Origin of the sequence: Parendozoicomonas verongulae (genome assembly GCF_009711465.1) — a bacterium.
Classification (GTDB): domain Bacteria; phylum Pseudomonadota; class Gammaproteobacteria; order Pseudomonadales; family Endozoicomonadaceae; genus Sansalvadorimonas; species Sansalvadorimonas verongulae.
Map to the genome: position 1 here is coordinate 1 of NZ_SMME01000836.1, position 17,052 is coordinate 17,052.

A 17,052-nucleotide genomic window follows, 5' to 3' on the forward strand; every position below is an offset into this window, starting at 1 on the left:
TGGCGGAAATCAAACCCTCGGGATTTGCTGACAAAGATGTGATGTAGATTGTCACTTTTTCTTTAAAGCAAAGTGGTTACACCAGTCTTAATAAAAACCGGGCTTAAATATCAGCCATAAAAAAGACCCCCGAAGGAGTCTTTTTTTATCAGACAGATTACCCCAAAGGATAAAAAGACTGATTAAGCCAGGGCAGCTTTTGCCTGTGCAACGATAGCAGCGAAAGTCGCCTTCTCGTGAACAGCCAGGTCAGCCATAACCTTACGGTCGATCTCAACGTTAGCCTTTTTCAGACCAGCGATCAGACGGCTGTAAGACATGCCGTTCATGCGGGCGCCAGCATTGATACGGGCGATCCACAGTGCACGGAACTGACGCTTGCGCTGACGACGGTCACGGTAAGCGTACTGACCCGCTTTGGTAACCGCCTGCTTGGCTACGCGGAATACGCGGGAACGCGCACCGTAGTAACCTTTAGCCTGCTTCAGAATTTTCTTGTGACGACGACGGGCGACAACACCACGCTTAACTCGAGCCATTATAAACTTCCTCTAAAAACCAGTCTGAACTTAACGTACGCGCAGCATGCGCTCTACGAGCGGCTTGTCTGCGGCGCTAACAAGGTTGGTACCACGCAGCTGACGCTTACGCTTGGTAGTCATCTTGGTCAGGATGTGGCTCTTAAAGGCGCTCTTACGCTTGAAACCGCTAGCGGTCTTCTTGAAGCGTTTGGCTGCACCAGAGTTGGTCTTCATCTTTGGCATGATTGACTCCGCATTCAAAGGCCCGGCCTGAGTTCATGACCGACTCAGGTTAGGCAGCATAAATAATGAAAATAATTTCAGAAGAAGGAAGCCCGAACGAACCTCCTTACACTAACATTACTTTCGCTTCTTAGGGGCAATAACCATGATCAGTTGACGGCCTTCCATCTTTGGACGCTGTTCAACAGTACCTAGCTCTTCCAGATCTTTTTCAACCCGGTTGAGCAACTGCATTCCCAGTTCCTGGTGAGCCATCTCACGACCGCGGTAACGCAGGGATACCTTAGCCTTATTGCCTTCTTCAAGGAAACGGACCAGGTTGCGTAGTTTTACCTGGTAATCTCCATCTTCAGTTCCGGGACGGAATTTTACTTCCTTAACCTGGGTCTGAACCTGCTTCTTCTTAGCAGCCGCTTTCTGTTTCTTGTCTTCGTAGAGGTGCTTGCCGTAGTCCATGATCTTACAGACCGGTGGAATGGCAGTTGCGTTAATCTCTACCAGATCAAGTTCAGCTTCAAGAGCTTGATCAAGAGCTTGTCTCAGCGGAACGACACCGACCATTTCGCCATCGGCAGCAATCAGACGCACCTCCTGGGCACGAATGTTCTGATTAATAGGAGCACGAGGTGCTTGTTGCCGACGATCCCGCGGATTCGAACGTTTGATTGCTAATTCTCCTGTTTAGCCTAAAAAGTTTTTCAACTGTCTTGAACGGACAGCCTGCCAACAACGTTTACCTTGCTGTTGTCAGGCTTTAGCCAAGATCAGTTTTCAGCACGGCTGCGTTGTTCAATCTCTGTTGCCAGCAACTTCTGGAAAGCATCTACGGTCATAGTACCGAGATCTTCACCGGAGCGTGTACGCACAGCAACAGAATCAGATTCTACTTCCTTATCGCCAACTACAAGCAGATAAGGCACTCGTTCAAGAGTGTGCTGGCGGATTTTAAAGCCGATCTTCTCGTTTCTCAAGTCCGCTTTCACTCGGAAACCACTGTTTTTCAGCCTGCGTTCTACATTTTCTACGTAAGGTGCCTGGCTGTCAGTGATGTTGAGGATAGCGGCCTGCGTAGGTGCAAGCCATGCGGGGAAGCGACCTTCGAAGTGTTCGATCAGGATACCGATAAAACGTTCAAAAGAACCCAGTATTGCCCGATGAAGCATCACTGGAGTCTTGCGTTCACCGTTCTCATCCACGTATTCCGCACCCAGACGACCAGGCATGGAGAAGTCTACCTGGATAGTACCGCACTGCCATACCCGGCCGATGCAGTCCTTCAGAGAGAATTCTACCTTCGGGCCGTAGAACGCACCTTCACCGGGCAGTTCCTCCCAAGGGAGGCCCGCAGCATCCAGAGCCTCAGCCAGCGCTTTTTCTGCCTTGTCCCAGATTTCGTCAGAGCCTACACGCTGCTCAGGGCGAGTAGAGAGCTTGTAGATCAGACTGTCCTTCTCGAAACCGAAGTCGGAGTAGACTTCATGCAGAAAGTCGATAAATTCAGACACTTCGGACTGAATCTGGTCTTCTGTCGCAAAGATGTGGGCATCATCCTGAACAAAGCCACGGACACGCATAATACCGTGGAGGGCACCGGATGCTTCGTTACGGTGGCAGGAGCCAAATTCTGCCAGTCGCAAAGGCAGATCACGGTAGCTGCGCAGCCCCTGGTTAAACACCTGCACGTGGCAAGGGCAGTTCATGGGCTTAACTGCAACCACACGGTCATCGCTCTTCAGGGTGAACATGTCATCGCCGAACTTAGAGGCGTGACCGGACTTCTCCCACAGAGAGATGTCTACCAGAGAAGGTGTCTTGATCTCCTGATAACCACGCTCCATCTGCTTCTGGCGCATGTACTGTTCGAGGGACTGATAGATATTCCAGCCATTTGGATGCCAGAACACCATACCGGGTGCTTCTTCCTGAAGGTGGAACAAATCCAGCTTCTTGGCCAGCTTGCGGTGGTCACGCTTTTCGGCTTCTTCCAGACGATGCAGATAGGCTTTCAGAGCCTTCTTGTCTGCCCATGCTGTACCGTAAACACGGGTCAGCATTTCATTGTTAGAGTCACCCCGCCAGTAAGCACCGGCCACACGCATCAGCTTGAAAGACTTCAGCTTGCCCGTGGAAGGTACGTGGGGGCCACGACACAGGTCTTTCCATTCACCCTGCTGATAAACGGAAATCTCTTCGCCTTCCGGCAGCTCCTTAATGATCTCAACCTTGTACTTCTCACCCATACCATCGAATTCACGGATGGCGTCTTCCCGGGACATCACAACACGCTCAATAGCAATATCCTGTTTGGCCAGCTCGTCCATACGCTTTTCAATCAGCGCGAGGTCGTCCAGATTAAAGGCTCGTTCGTAGGAAAAGTCGTAATAGAAACCGTCTTCGATAACAGGCCCGATTGTTACCTGAGCACCTGGGAATAAGTCCTGGGTAGCCATTGCCAGAAGGTGAGCAGTAGAGTGACGAATCACTTCAAGGCCGTCTTCGTCACGGCTGGTGATAATACTCAATGCGGCATCATTTTCAATGATGTGACTGGCATCAACCATATCACCATCAATACGACCTGCCAGGGTCGCCTTTGCCAGACCAGGGCCAATATCCTGAGCAATTTCGAGAACGGAAACGGGCTGGGCAAACTCACGTTTGCTGCCATCAGGAAGGGTAATAACCGGCATACATTTACCTTATATTGAATCAGTGGCAATCCAAACCAGGGACTGCTTGTTAATGGGCAGTGGCAGCCCTTACAAGGGACTGCATGCATTATCAGTTTTAACTGAATGAACTGATGATACAGCTGATGGCTGGCCACTGTCACTGCGTTTTAATCCTTAAGATCACTGGAAACAATTAAACGCCACGGGGTCATACGATCATCCACCAGCGAACCATTCAGAAGTTTATCAATGGCATACACGCCCTGCTGACGAGGATACCAGTCAATTGTTGCCAGAATCCGTCCGGTGCGCACATAATCCAACAATCGTGGATCCCCACCAAAACCAGTCACCTTCAGCTTAATGCCTTTCAAATCCCCTGCACGCATAGCTCCTAGAGCCATGTTGTCGGAAGCTGCGAAAACGCCTTTAAGATCAGAGTATTTATCCAGCAGTCTCAGGGTTACTGCCTGCGCACGGTCACTGTCCCACTGCCCTGATTCAACAGCCACCACATTCACCCCGGCATTACCCAATACTTTCTTGGCCGACGATACGCGGGTAAAAGACATTAACTCTCCCGGAGGCCCTGCCAGAATGATAACCTTATCGCCACTCTCCAGTGTCTTCGCCAGATGACTGGCTATAGTGCGTGCAGCAGCGGCATTATCCGGCCCTACCCAGGGAACTTGTAAACGGTTGCGAACCAGTAACTGCAGATCAAAACGGCTTCCGATATTGACGACTGGAATCCCCCTCTTACGGGCCTCAATCAACTGGGGAATGAGTGCTTTTGTACTGACAGGGGCGATAACCAGACTGTTCACTTTTTTAAGCAACAACTGCTTAAACCACTGCTTTTGCACAGCGACATCCCTCCCATCAAGGGCACCCCCTGATATGAGTTGGCAGCGCGCTTGTCCCGAAGCCAATTCTTCCTCGCAATATGCTTTCGCCTGTTCCTCCAGCTGCTGATAGGCGCTACTCCCTAACTCCTGCAGAACAAACCCTATCACCGGTACTTCTTCTTTTTGGGTTCTTACCGGATTAGCCGTCTGCCCCCGCCCCGACTCCTCAGCCAAAACCCAACACGCCGCTGGCAGCCCAACAGCAAACAACAATATGCCCCGGAGTAACTGCACTCCCAAGAACATCAGCAGGCGGGGAAGAGGAAAGCAGAAGGCCACAAACCACCTCAAAGCGCATGGAGATAAACCGACCAAGTGTAGACCCGCAAACCAGGCTTAAAACCATTACTTTTAACGGGGTACAGCACCATGGAACCAACTTCTGTAACAAAAAAGTCCGAATCATGGAAAAGATAATCCTGCAACTTGCCAGAAGTTATCTAAGCTTCCCCCCCTGAACAGGACTGACTCCAGAAGAATCAACTTTCCCGGGGCGCCATCCGTTTGATCTGCATATTGATCTGCGTATGAGCAACACCCCGCTGAACTCGTCATCTGCGCAGTTCGAATATCAGCATCGGTGCAGAGACAGAAACCGTCATAGAGACCAATAAAGAGGAAACAGGGCAACTCATGAGCATGCTACACAGAACAAGGCATCTTCTGGCTCCACTTTCTGCACTTCTGCTTGGCAACCCGGCTATCGCACTGGCAGAGACAGAGACCGTTGCCGAGCCAAGTGCACCGGAGTCTGTGCAGGTCACCAGCAAAGGGGCACGGCTCACCGCCGACAGTGAAGGTCAGCTTCATCTGCGCGTCGATCACTCCCTGCTAACCAGCCAGCCAGACGATCTGAAAAATGCACTGCTTGAAGTGGTTCTCAACAATCACTCACACCTTGCTCCAGCCGGAGAGATAGATTCCGATGGCAAGATTCATTACCTTGTCAGACTGGGCAGGGATGAGGCAGGTACAGACATCCGTCTGAAGCCCATATCTCTGGACTCTCCCGTAACCAGAGCCATCAGTGATATCACCACCGGTGCCATATACCTGATATCGATGAAAGTGGCAGACTACAGTATTAAGTACCGTTCTGAGGAGAGCTCCCCTCGTCACTTTACACTAGACTCACAAGCGGGTGAGTCGATCCACAAGGAGATCTCTCGCAACCACCTTCGTCAGGGTATTCTGCTTTCCGTGCTCAACACAGGGGAAGCCATCAGCACCCTCGGCTCTCATATGTTAGGCCGCAAGCCCGGTGAAGACCGCCCCAACCTGCTGGATCCGATTCCTGATATCGCCAGTACCGCCGTTATGGGTATGGGCTCCATACTGATGCAAACAGACGGCCTGGACTGGTTGAAGACTTCAACCTGGGATCAAATGATCACTCTGTATGCCACCAGTAGCGCCACCAATACCTTTAGCCGAGCTATAAAAAGAACCACGGAGTCTGTATTTCATGATCTGACCGGTTGGGGTGACACCACCTCAGCCAGAGCGGGGCAAGCTGCGCAAATCCTGATCAGTTCTGCTCTGCTCGCAGGCCTGAACCGCTACACAAACTTCAAACCTGGCGGCAATCCTGAAGGTACTACTGAGGGTTCCGTATGGGGCCAGAACTACCTGACTAACTCTCTGGCTATCACAGTGGTTTACAACGCTCGCGAGTTGACTGCTGATCTGGTATCAGATCTCACAGGCAGCCAGACTTTGGCAGACTTCACGACCTCTGGCCTGATGGCCACTGGTGCAGGCATTATGCAGGCTATCAGCCGAGCCGGTTGGAATATGGCAGACCACACCTATCGCGCCACCACCGCTTTTGTGGCGGCAGAAGCAGCGGGCGTCAGTCTGGGTTATGGTTTAAAAAAAGCCGTCAATGGGCTTTTGGGTGATGAGAAAAGCACCACAACCCGTGTCGCTCGCGTTGGCTCCTCCGTGTTGGCCGCCTTTGCCCTGAAAGGTTTCAGTAAGCTGGCAGCTAACTATATCCCCGGAGGTGACGCTATGAGGAATGGTTTTATCAATGTTGTCTCTCCCATGGGTGATGGTGTGATCATCAGCAACATGTTCGATATCATGAGCCTGACCAGCGAAGTACTGGTGGAGCCCTGGGTTGTTAAGCCTATCGCTAACAGGATCGGCCTTACCAACCCGGAAAAAACGCCCGTTCTTCGCCTGCGCGCCACCGCACTTCGTCGCCCTCTGATTGAAGGGCCACAGGCACCAGCGCTGAACAGAACCACATCAGCCTGATAATTTCGGTTTAATACTGAGATGTGCCAGAAAATCCGGAGGTCGGTCATTCCGGATTTTCTGGCATCCCCCACTCTCTGATAGAATCTCAGCTTTGTGCCAGCCGAGCATCAAGTAAACGGAATGACAGATACGCGCCCCAACACCAGCGACTACCGTCGCCTGTTTCTGGAAGACATCCCACTGGTGGACGTACGCGCCCCTATTGAATTCAGCAAGGGAGCCTTCCCACAGAGCATCAACTCCCCCTTGATGAACGATGAGGAAAGAGCAAAGGTTGGCACCTGCTATAAACGCAAGGGTCATGATGCCGCCTTAGAGCTGGGCCACCAGCTGGTATGTGGAGACATTCGGGATGAGCGAACCCAGGCATGGATAGAGTTCACCCAGCAGAACCCCAGTGGCTACATCTATTGTTTTCGAGGCGGGGAACGGTCTCATCTTGTACAGTCCTGGCTTCGAGAAGAGGGGGTCGACTATCCGCTTATCACTGGTGGCTACAAAGCTCTGCGCACCTGGCTGATTGATTACCTTGAAGAAACCATAGACCAAAGTCGTTTTGTGATTCTTGGAGGAAAAACCGGAACCGGAAAAACGCGCCTGCTAACACGCTTCCCGGATCATATCGATCTGGAAGGGATTGCTAACCACAGGGGCTCCAGCTTTGGCCGCCGGGTCGGTGGACAGCCAACCCAGATTGATTTTGAGAATAACCTTTCCATCAACTTTCTTAAACTGCGGGACAAGGGTACCAGCACATTCCTGCTGGAGGATGAAAGCAAACTGATTGGCCGGTGCTGCCTGCCACCCACCTTGAAAGCCAAGATGGAGAAAGCCCCCATCCTGCTTTTGGAAGAAACCCTTGAAACCCGGGTTCAAATCACCTTTGAAGAGTACATTGAGCAAAACCTGAAAGATAATCAGGCTCTTCATGGAGAGGAAAAAGGCTTTGAAATTTTTTCTGAAGAGCTGCTCGCCAGTATGGATCGAATTCGCAAGCGCTTAGGTGGTGCCCGTCATCAGGAGTACCGAAGCATCATGGAAGAAGCCCTGAAACAACAATTGGCCGGTCAGGGCTCTACACGCCATCGCGACTGGATTTTTGCACTGCTCAATGACTATTACGACCCGATGTATGAGTACCAGCTCGAGCAAAAACAGGGTCGCATTATTGCCCGCGGTGATCAGGATCAGTTAGCTCAAGAGTTCCTGCGCACTGGAGCCTTGGCGCAACTGTAGCATCCGCCTCACTGCCAGCGTGCAGAGCACACTCTGGCAGCTCATAATTTCTGGCACTCAATAAGAATGGACACACCATGACCAGCACCCTGTTCAACACACCTGTTAATCGTCAGGGCACTTCAAGTTTGAAGTGGGATAAATACAAAGATCGGGATATCCTACCTATGTGGGTAGCAGATATGGACTTTCAGTCGCCACCAGAAATCATCAAGGCATTGAATGAGCGCGTGGCTCACGGAGTGTTTGGTTACACCAGCCCTCCTGACAGTCTGGAAGAGGTTGTAGTTGAACGTTTAAACAATCTCTACGACTGGCCTATTGAAAAAGAGTGGCTGGACTGGACACCGGGGCTGGTGTGTGCGCTCAATATTTCTGTACGCGCTTTTGCCGAAGAAAATGAATGTGTTATTGTCCCCTGCCCGGTTTATTATCCATTCTTAACCGCACCTCCGCTGGCTAAACGTCAGATGTTGCAGATTTTCTGGCGTAGGCAAGGCGATACCTGGGAGCTGGATTGGGACTGGCTGGAAAAGAACGTCACCCGCGACACTCGCCTTTTCTTACTTTGCAACCCACAAAACCCTAATGGTCGCGTACTCACGCGGGCTGAACTGGTAAGACTCGAATGTTTCTGTAAAAAGCATCACCTGGTTGTATGCTCCGATGAGGTGCACTGCGACTTGATTCTCGATAAAAACTGTCAGCATATTCCTTATGCTTCTATCAGCGATTATGCCAGGGAAAACTCTATCACCCTGATGTCCCCCTCCAAAACTTTTAACGTGGCAGGCCTTGGCTGCGCCTATGCAGTAATTCCCAACCCGGAATTAAGGGAAAAGTTTCGCAAAACCCGCCAAGGTATAGTCCCTTCACCTGACAGCATGATCTTCGGTTTCACCGCAGCTGAAGCTGCCTACCGAAGCGGAGAACCCTGGCGACAATCTCTGCTGGAGCATCTACGCCAAAACCATGATTATCTACTGGAGCACATTAACGCTATCCCCGGTCTCTCGATGACACCCCATCAGGCTACCTATCTGGCATGGGTTGAGTGCGACCTTCCCGGCATTAAAAATCCTGATTCGTTTTTTGAACAACACGGCATTGGTCTCACAGGCGGTGCGCCGTTTGGTGATCCAAACTGCGTTCGCTTGAATTTTGGCTGTACATTCAACCTGCTGAAAGAAGGTGTTGAGCGTATAAAGAAAGCCGTTGCCACTTTGACTTGATTCAAACGTTATAAGGGAGCCAAAAGGCTCCCTTATAAACCAACAAAACATACCGTTTACATCTCTGGATTCAACGCAGAGTTGTTCAACACCTACAAAAGCTGAAGACGTGGCACCATCAGATGATGCCAGATGCCTGTGCCCTGAGGATTACGATGCCTGGGCTGACTCTTGCTCTATACGTTTTGCCGCAGAACGCGTTGTACGTGTAGAAATAAAGCTTTCCTCAGACCCCCTCTGGCGATTCTTACGACGCTGACTGGTCTTCTTTTTAGGAGTGAGAACCGTTTCTTCAGGAGTGACAACAGAAGCCTCTGTTTCCAACTCTTCGCCCACGACCGTTATGTCCGAAGCGCCTGTCCCTGCAGAGTTAATAAGTACAGTCATCCCGCTATCATTACTGTTCACAGAGGCCGCACCCATTTCAGTCAGCGCCTGAGACACCCCAGCCAAATCGTCACGGGTCACTTCAACCATGTTACGCTTGGCACTGGACAAAGCACTCCCCTCAAGCAGGCTAGGTGAATGTAGTCGCTTACGCTCCATGCGGCTCGCCATTTCCTCTTGATTTTCCCTTGCGATTTTAAGAGCTTCTTCCAAAGACGCTATTTTCTGATCCTTACCTTGCAGCTCCTCCATCTGCACTTCGAGTTCAGATAGATCCTGACGGAGATCCCGAGCTTCATCGGCCAGCCTTTCAAGCTCATGTCTGGATATATTGCTGGCGCTGTCACAGAAATCCATGGCGTCTACGTATGATTCTTCTGATACGTCAGTCTCCACTCCCGTAGCGTTATCATCATGGGTGTCGTCCTTAACAACACTCACAGCACGCTCACCTACGGGCACTCCACTGCTGCTTTGCGTGTCCAGGGAGGAGTCAGGTACCACATACAGTGAGGCCGCCGGTGCTGCAGCCACTCTACGCTCTGCCAGGCTTACTTTGAAGAACTTGTTGTGACATCCTTCACTCACGATAGATTCCATCGTGGTTACCATGATCTGAGCACTATGAACACACTTAGCGTGGTTAATAGCAGCCTGCCATGTTGCAAAATCAGTACCCTCTGGAACTTTCGCAACCTCTTCATTACCGATAGTTCGCAATGCTTTATACAGTTCCACAACGCTGTCTGAGGTTTCCAGTGCTGCACTCAGTTCAACAATAAAATCAGCATCTTGCACTGTTTCACCAAATTTACACAGGTCACCATTAGGTGCGAGAGAGCTGTCGTCAGCAGTGGCGATCACCTGCCTCTCAACCAAAATGTCCAGCATTTTACGAATAGCTGAATCTTGCGGTGCATCAGCCCCTTGTTTGATTAAGATACTAACCAGACGATTCGGATCAACATCATCACCACGCATGTAAAGGTAGGTAGCCACACGCATGGCATCGTCACTACCATCTTTTCCACCTACACAACCAGCTTCGTGGAATGCTGCTGCGTGGTACTTGCGGCATGGTGCATAATCAACGTTGCCATCATCTTCCGAAGGCGGCATCATCAAGTCGGCAATCAGAGGGTTATTGCCGCGAAGGAGATCGGACAGACGTTCAAAATCAGTCTGTTCATCCGGGTTACTGCGGGCATAATTCTTATCCGCTACGCATAACTGTACAGCCAGCATGATCTGAGAAGGTAGGTCAATACCCATCTCAAACTTCAAGGCCACCGCCAGTTCTTCCATGGTCAAATCTTCAGAGAACGGTTTAGGCGGCTCAGGCAAGTCCGCCTTATTTTCCAGCATGGTAAAGCGCTGCAGATACAGACGACCCAGCAAGGTTGTCATGGCACGCCTTGCACCTTCATCTTGTCCGATAGCCTGCAAAGCATTTTGACCACGTTTATGGGTTTCCTTAAATGTGGCGATTTTGAGATCTACGCGATAATCAGGGTTACCCAAAAGTTCACCAAAGAACTGTTCAGACTGCTCCTCATCTGAGAGCACGCTCTTCAGGGTATCCGCATGCATAATACCGGATTCAACCATAGCCATGTGCACCGCACGAGCCAGAGCTATAGGTGCTTTTTCATCAACAAACTGAATGGATTTCAGAGCATTGGTTTCAATTGCCAGCACTATCAGCGCTTTGACTACAACGTCGCGATTCTCTGCAGAGAGGCTGGTAAGATCACCACCCTCAGCACGCAGGTTATCAACCACGGAATCAGGCACCCCCAGAGCCACCAGCAGCGCACTATACGGGTAGCTGTCATTCAGTAGCTCTTTTGTAGCTCCAGTGAGATTAAATACTGCACTGCGCTCACTGTCGATCAGTGTTTTGTATACTTCAGCCAACATTTTCTTGCGGTTGGCATCCACCTTGAGGAAGGTATCTCTCACCTTCTGCACTTCTTTTTCACGGGGCGTCAATGGCGTAACTTCTGCCGCACCAGGGCAAACTTTACGAGCTTTATTCACCACCCTGGAAAGGAGCGATAATCCGTAAGTCAAACCAAAATAGCTTTTCACCTCCTCCGGCTTGACTTTGCGAACCGGAAAGGGGCCTTTCTGACCACAGGCTTCGCGTACCTTATGGAACTGATCATACTGAGCACCACTCTCGATATATGCGAGTGAACCCAATTGTGCTCCACTTTTGCTGCTTGCTTCCATTTTTGTCTCCTGCGAGTAATTGAGCGGCACGCGCCTGCTCTGTTCTATACCTGATACACACTTGCGTGCCGCCGGCATCCCGTGCTTAGTCAGGCTACTAGTGAGTAATTGACACATAGGGAGGAGCACAGGTTCATGACAGCATGCAAAGCGCAACTAACGGCAATGATCTATGGAAGATGATTGTCAGAAGGAATTGCGTTGGTTAGTCTGCCCTCCTGAATTATTGAAGAGCCTACCGTGTCTGATCACCTCTACACCCTGCAACCTGTTGGGATTATTCGCTCCTGCTATCAGGAAAAATTTGGCATCCCCCGACAACCGGGGCTGGCCACCAGTGCCCGTGCGAAACTCGAACTCTCAGGGGCCTGTAACTGCCCGGAAGCGGTTGCCGGGCTCGATGCATTCAGCCATATCTGGGTTCAGTTTCTGTTTCACGAAACTCAGGGGGCTGGCTGGCGCCCTACTGTTCGCCCACCTAGACTGGGTGGTGAAAAACGCATGGGAGTATTTGCCACACGGGCCACCCACAGGCCTAACCCCTTGGGGCTTTCCCTCGTTAAACTGGAAAAAATCTGCCAGAAGAATGGACAGGTGTGGCTGGAGCTTTCCGGTATTGACCTGCTCGACAACACACCTGTTGTCGATATCAAGCCTTACCTTCCCTGGGCAGATGCTATTGACAACGCCCGTGCCGGATTCGCTCCTGAAGCACCAGATAACACACCGGTTTGCTTTACTGAGCAGGCACGGGAAGAGTGCAAGAGGTTTGAGCTCTCCAGCGGCCATCCGCTGGAGAGCTTGATTCAGGAGGTTCTGACACAGGATCCGCGCCCTGCGTATCTAAAGAAGCGCCCCCGCAAGGAGTACGGAGTGTTGTTATGGGATTACAATATTCGCTGGCGCATTATTGAAATCAACGAGGCAGGTGATACAGGCTTTGAGGTATTTTCCATAGAGGCAGTGTAAGCGCTTTATAAGTACCCTGCTTCTCTCTATTTGAACAAAGCTCGGTGATAGACTGGGCTTTTACTGTTTATAGAAGTTCACACCCATGATTATCCCTTGGCAACAACTGGAAGAAAATACACTGAACAACCTGATAACGGAGTTTGTATCCCGCTATGGCACAGATAATGGTGACAACAGCGAACTCTCCACCCGCATCCATCAAGTGATGGAACAGCTGCGACAAGGCAGTGCCATTATTGTATGGGATGAGCTGACGGAAACGGCCAATATCGTGCCAAGGTCCGACATAAGTATCGCCTGAAAATCATTCCACCCTTAACCTGCTGTCCTCTGCTATGTTTCTGGCCGGTTCTTGTTTGCCAGGCCCTTGAGGAGTAGGTCGATGATGCCCAGCAGGTTTCAAAGTTATAAATCTTTTTTCAAACAGCTGACTCTGGCAGTTGTTCTACTCACAACCCTCCCTATCCTCATGGGGGCTAAAAAGGAATATACTGTACCGGTTGAGGGCCTTGATAGCGCGCTGCGTAAGCCCCATAGGATTCCCATCAAAAGGATGTTCCCTGATAAGCCAAAATTTGCAACATTGAAAAAAAGCCCCGACCGTACGTATACCATGGACAGACCAAAGCCCTTAAAGAGGCAAACATGGTGGACAATCCCGAAAGAATTGAAAAACAAAGCCTTTGCCTGCCAGTTCAACAAACAACACGTTATCGTCGTTGACAAGGAAAAGGGCGGTGCGCTGGTTGCTCAGTGGATGATTGACCAGCTCAATGAACGTGAAGCTAGAAACCTTCCTACTACGTTCGGCTTAGCAACCGGTAGCTCCCCCATTCCTGTTTATGAAAATCTGGTTAAAGCGTTTCGAGAACAAAAATTCAAAACCGATAATCTCTCTACCATTAACCTGGATGAATATATTGGCCTCGAACCAGGAGACTCTAATAGCTACAAACAGTTTATGCGCCAACATCTCATTGCTGACCTTGAGTTAACAGACGACCAGTTCCATATTTTCGATTCACAGGCCCAGAGTGAGAACGATCCGGAAATACAAAGATTACAAAAGCTTCTTACACAAAACCCCCGCCATTTTCAGCTGCTGGGAATTGGAGAAAATGGACATATCGGCTTCAATGAACCAGACGATACACTCTCAGCTGAAACCCCGACCCGCATCGTCAAGCTTACAGAGTCAACCCGCAAGGCTAACGCCCCTTACTTTGGCGGGGATACGACTAAGGTACCAACCCATGCCCGTACACTTGGCCCCAAAGACATTCTGCATGCGGAACGGATTGTGGTCCTGGCTTGGGGAGAGAAAAAGAAAGCCGCCATTGCAAATAGCATTCTAGGGCCGATAAAACCACAGGTTCCCGCCAGCTTATTACAGAAGCACCTGAATGTTGTTTGGGTCATGGATGCAGAAGCAGCGGCCACCCTATTTAAACAGGGTGGCCGTGTGACTCGTGAAATGGCCAGACAATTTCCAACACTGTTTCAGACACCAGAGAAATGAACAAACTAAGTACCCGGACCATTGCTTTTGCATAATGATGGCGAGTGGATTTTTTCGCTCTTCAAGGAATAACGTCGGGAGCATAGCCCGCTACGTGACCAGAGCTGTGACGCAGCAAGGGTGGAAAAAGACGCCGCCAGACTATGCGAAAGCAATGGTTTGGGTACTTACAAACTGCAGCGCCTGAGCTGTTCTCCATACTCACCGGCACGCCACTTCACTTTATTGGCGACACTTAACAGCCACTTTTTCCGGTGGTGAGTGCCACGGGCATAGCCGCCCCAGCCTTCGTGGTAATTGAGGTAGAGTTTATCGGCATGCCAGAGAGAGACTCCGTTTTTCTCTCTGGTTTTGTGGGTGTACCAGCCAATGAAGTCGATGGCATCTTCAAAGTCATCCCGACTTGCAAACCATGGGTTCACCTCCTTCAAATACATATCCCAGGTACCATCCTGCGCCTGGGCATATCCATAGGCAGAGCTATTACGGGGCAAAGGAATAAACAGGAACCAGGGGCGTGGCGGGCGCACATCATGGCGGTAACTGGACTCCTGATACATGATCGCCATCATCACCTGAATCGGTGTACCCCAACGCTTATTGGCTTTTTTTGCCGCACGATACCAGGAAGGCTTTTCCTTAAAGATCGAACACAGGTTATGGGGCTGACGGGGCGGTGCAGGCGTGGCACAACCCGCCAGCCCTACAGTCACAACGACCATCAAAATGATTTTAAGATATCGTGCTCCAAGCATTAGACCTCAACTCCATATTCCCTGAGCATCTCCAAAAATGCCTGCTCATCCTTAACAGGCACCTCAAAATTCTGCGCTTTCGTCAGTTTGGAACCAGCCTTTTCACCAGCCACAAGCCCCGTTGTTTTGGCCGAGACAGAGCCGGTAACCTTGGCACCCAGCTGTTGCAGATAGCCTTTACCTTGATCGCGCGTCATCAAGGACAGTGTACCTGTAAGAACCCAGGTTTGACCTGCCAGTGGCAGTTCAGCGGCAACCTCTTTGTTCACTTCCACCACAGGCCACTGAACACCAACGGCCTGCAGCTGCTCAATCACTTCCAGGTTATGGGGCTGGCGGAAGAATAAGGTTATATGTTTGGCCACTATAGGGCCAACGTCGTCCACCTGCTGCAGAGCCTCTTCATCGGCCTTGAGCAGCGCGGGCAGATCACCGTAATGGGAAGCCAGACTTGCCGCAGTGGCTTCGCCGACTTCACGAATACCCAGAGCGTAAATAAAACGCGCCAGTGTTGTCGTTTTGCTTGTCTCCAGAGCTTCCAGCAGTTTTGTGGCAGACTTCTCCCCCATACGCTCCAGGCGCACCAGTTGCCCCACAGTGAGACGGAACAGATCTGCAATGGTTTGTACCAGCTCCTTATCCACCAACTGCTCAACCAGTTTGTCGCCCAGGCCGTCGATATCCAGGGCCTTGCGGGAAGAGAAATGCTTAATGGCTTCTTTACGCTGAGCCTGACAGAACAAGCCTCCGGTGCAGCGGGCAACGGCTTCGTCTTCGCTGCGTTCAACTTCTGACTCACATACAGGACACGTCTCAGGAAGAGCAATAGCCTTGGCGGACTCTGGACGATGCTCTTCTACCACCCGTACAACTTGAGGAATCACATCACCGGCACGGCGAACAATAACTGTATCGCCAATATGCACACCGAGTCGTTCAACTTCATCCATATTATGGAGTGTGGCATTACTGACCGTTACTCCCCCGACAAAGACAGGCTTTAAACGCGCAACAGGAGTAATTGCCCCCGTACGACCGACCTGAAAATCTACATCCAGCAGCTTCGTCATTTCTTCCTGAGCGGGGAACTTGCGGGCAATAGCCCAGCGAGGGGCACGGGCTACAAAGCCCAATTGTTCTTGTAGAGAAAAGCTGTTCACCTTAAAGACAATGCCATCTATTTCATAAGGCAGACTGTCACGTTTTTCGGCCAGTTGCTCGTAGTAAGCGATGCACTCACTGACGCCTTTCACCACTCGCATTTCCGGGTTGATTTTCAAACCCCAGCTTTGGAAACGCTCCAGTGTTTCGCCATGAACACTCGGCAGCTCTCCACCTTCCACAAGGCCTGCACTGTAGCAGCACATTTCCAGTGGCCGTGTTGCAGTTATCCGAGAATCCAGTTGCCGCAAACTGCCCGCCGCAGCATTGCGGGGGTTTACGAACATTTTTTCACCTTTCTTACGGGCTTCTTCATTAAGTTTGTCGAAACCGGCACGGAGCATATAAATCTCACCACGTACTTCGAGACGGCGAGGCCAGCCCTCCCCCATCAGCGTAAGAGGGATAGAGCCAATGGTGCGCACATTCTGGGTAATATCTTCACCAGTTGTGCCATCTCCACGGGTGGCCCCCCGTACCAGTTTGCCGTCTTCATACAACAGGCTGGCGGCAATACCATCGAGCTTAGGTTCACAGACAAACTCCAGTTCTTCTGCTGTTTTCAGGCGATCACTCAGACGGCGGTTAAAATCTGTCAGATCATCATCACTGAAGGCATTATCCAGTGAGAGCATGGGCAGCTCGTGCCGCACCTGACTGAAGGCAGACAATGGCCTGGCACCCACACGCTGGGTAGGGGACTCGGGGGTAATCAGTTCAGGATGTGCCTGTTCCAGTTCCTGCAGAGCGTGGAATAGACGATCATACTCACTATCAGTGACAGAAGGGTCATCCAGCACATAGTAACGGTGATTATGGTGGCGGATTTCTTTTCTCAGGGTCTCGATACGACTCTGATCATCTTGATTTGAAGACTTAGTAGACATGGCAATAGCCGAGTGAAGTATTTAAAAAGCAAATACCCGGCAGCCTTTCAGGCTGCCGG

At 50.8% G+C, this 17,052-nt stretch carries 14 protein-coding genes; 6 read left to right on the forward strand and 8 right to left on the reverse strand.

All coding sequences use genetic code 11. From position 1 onward, the window contains the following. Positions 1 to 182: 182 nt before the first annotated feature. From rplT to E1189_RS12390, 5 genes are all read right to left on the reverse strand, one after another. The gene (rplT, locus tag E1189_RS12370) at positions 183 to 539 is read right to left on the reverse strand and encodes a 50S ribosomal protein L20 (protein WP_155160636.1); all 357 of its coding nucleotides are present in this window, start codon (positions 537 to 539) and stop codon (positions 183 to 185) included. 30 nt (positions 540 to 569) lie between these two features. Next, on the reverse strand, positions 570 to 764 hold the full coding sequence (gene rpmI / locus E1189_RS12375) for a 50S ribosomal protein L35 (RefSeq protein WP_155160637.1): 195 nt from the start codon (positions 762 to 764) through the stop codon (positions 570 to 572). Positions 765 to 881: 117 nt separating this feature from the next. Continuing rightward, positions 882 to 1,430 carry a translation initiation factor IF-3 gene (gene infC, locus E1189_RS12380; RefSeq protein WP_329602018.1) on the reverse strand — a complete coding sequence of 183 codons (549 nt, stop codon included), beginning with the start codon at positions 1,428 to 1,430 and terminating at the stop codon, positions 882 to 884. Between the two features lie 98 nt (positions 1,431 to 1,528). Further along, positions 1,529 to 3,454 carry a threonine--tRNA ligase gene (thrS, locus tag E1189_RS12385; protein ID WP_155160638.1) on the reverse strand — a complete coding sequence of 642 codons (1,926 nt, stop codon included), beginning with the start codon at positions 3,452 to 3,454 and terminating at the stop codon, positions 1,529 to 1,531. Between the two features lie 149 nt (positions 3,455 to 3,603). Continuing rightward, on the reverse strand, positions 3,604 to 4,623 hold the full coding sequence (locus E1189_RS12390; RefSeq protein WP_155160639.1) for a substrate-binding domain-containing protein: 1,020 nt from the start codon (positions 4,621 to 4,623) through the stop codon (positions 3,604 to 3,606). A 354-nt stretch (positions 4,624 to 4,977) separates the two neighbouring features. On the opposite strand from E1189_RS12390, the gene E1189_RS12395 reads away from it, so the two are divergent. The 3 genes from E1189_RS12395 (at position 4,978) to E1189_RS12405 (ending at position 9,077) form a co-directional block, all read left to right on the forward strand. Then, the gene (locus E1189_RS12395) at positions 4,978 to 6,606 is read left to right on the forward strand and encodes a hypothetical protein (protein ID WP_155160640.1); all 1,629 of its coding nucleotides are present in this window, start codon (positions 4,978 to 4,980) and stop codon (positions 6,604 to 6,606) included. Positions 6,607 to 6,729: 123 nt separating this feature from the next. Continuing rightward, positions 6,730 to 7,845, forward strand: a complete 1,116-nt coding sequence (gene mnmH / locus E1189_RS12400; protein ID WP_155160641.1) for a tRNA 2-selenouridine(34) synthase MnmH — start codon at positions 6,730 to 6,732, stop codon at positions 7,843 to 7,845. A gap of 77 nt (positions 7,846 to 7,922) precedes the next feature. Next, on the forward strand, positions 7,923 to 9,077 hold the full coding sequence (locus E1189_RS12405; protein WP_155160642.1) for a MalY/PatB family protein: 1,155 nt from the start codon (positions 7,923 to 7,925) through the stop codon (positions 9,075 to 9,077). 150 nt (positions 9,078 to 9,227) lie between these two features. Here the strand turns inward: E1189_RS12405 and E1189_RS12410 are convergent, their stop codons facing one another. After that, positions 9,228 to 11,699: a hypothetical protein gene (locus tag E1189_RS12410; protein ID WP_155160643.1), complete on the reverse strand. Its 2,472-nt coding sequence runs from the start codon at positions 11,697 to 11,699 to the stop codon at positions 9,228 to 9,230. Between the two features lie 240 nt (positions 11,700 to 11,939). On the opposite strand from E1189_RS12410, the gene tsaA reads away from it, so the two are divergent. The 3 genes from tsaA to E1189_RS12425 all read left to right on the forward strand — a co-directional run bounded on the left by tsaA (position 11,940) and on the right by E1189_RS12425 (position 14,190). Next, positions 11,940 to 12,668 carry a tRNA (N6-threonylcarbamoyladenosine(37)-N6)-methyltransferase TrmO gene (gene tsaA / locus E1189_RS12415; RefSeq protein WP_329602015.1) on the forward strand — a complete coding sequence of 243 codons (729 nt, stop codon included), beginning with the start codon at positions 11,940 to 11,942 and terminating at the stop codon, positions 12,666 to 12,668. Between the two features lie 85 nt (positions 12,669 to 12,753). Next, positions 12,754 to 12,972: a YheU family protein gene (locus E1189_RS12420; RefSeq protein WP_155160644.1), complete on the forward strand. Its 219-nt coding sequence runs from the start codon at positions 12,754 to 12,756 to the stop codon at positions 12,970 to 12,972. 81 nt (positions 12,973 to 13,053) lie between these two features. Next, on the forward strand, positions 13,054 to 14,190 hold the full coding sequence (locus tag E1189_RS12425) for a glucosamine-6-phosphate deaminase (RefSeq protein ID WP_155160645.1): 1,137 nt from the start codon (positions 13,054 to 13,056) through the stop codon (positions 14,188 to 14,190). Between the two features lie 167 nt (positions 14,191 to 14,357). Here E1189_RS12425 and E1189_RS12430 read toward each other — a convergent pair whose 3' ends face one another. Together E1189_RS12430 and ligA are read right to left on the reverse strand one after the other, a co-directional pair. Next, complete coding sequence (locus tag E1189_RS12430; protein ID WP_155160646.1) at positions 14,358 to 14,945, reverse strand: transglycosylase SLT domain-containing protein; 588 nt, start codon at positions 14,943 to 14,945, stop codon at positions 14,358 to 14,360. Then, positions 14,945 to 16,993: an NAD-dependent DNA ligase LigA gene (gene ligA, locus E1189_RS12435; RefSeq protein ID WP_155160647.1), complete on the reverse strand. Its 2,049-nt coding sequence runs from the start codon at positions 16,991 to 16,993 to the stop codon at positions 14,945 to 14,947. Before ligA ends, E1189_RS12430 begins: the two co-directional genes overlap by 1 nt. Between the last annotated feature and the right edge of the window lie 59 nt (positions 16,994 to 17,052).